This window comes from Cupriavidus sp. SIMBA_020, assembly GCF_046535395.1.
In the GTDB taxonomy this organism is placed as follows: Bacteria; Pseudomonadota; Gammaproteobacteria; order Burkholderiales; family Burkholderiaceae; genus Cupriavidus; species Cupriavidus campinensis.
In genome coordinates this window covers 1-257 of sequence record NZ_JAWRWU010001023.1, presented here as the reverse complement: position 1 = coordinate 257, position 257 = coordinate 1, and the positions used below count along the sequence as shown (strand labels likewise).

Here is a 257-nt window from a genome sequence, read left to right as displayed (position 1 = left end):
CCTGCGCACCGTCAAGTACGAGGAATCGGTCGCCTTCGGCGAGCGCCTGCTGGGCCAGGCCCTGCAGGAGCTGCATATGCCGCTGCCGGCCACCGACGATCCGGCCTGGCAGAAGCTGGCGCGCAGCACCGGCGCCAGCTCGCGCGAGGAAATCCTGGCCGACATCGGCCTGGGTAAGCGCCTGGCGGCCGTGGTGGCGCGCCGCTTCGCGCCGGAGCACCAACTGGTGGCCACCACCGCCGCCGCCGTGGACGAAC

The 257-nt window shown here is 72.8% G+C and carries 1 pseudogene; it reads left to right on the top strand.

The annotated features are described in order from the left end of the window. Nucleotides 1-257 (top strand): annotated as a pseudogene (locus SB751_RS32570) (guanosine-3',5'-bis(diphosphate) 3'-pyrophosphohydrolase); the annotation flags it as partial.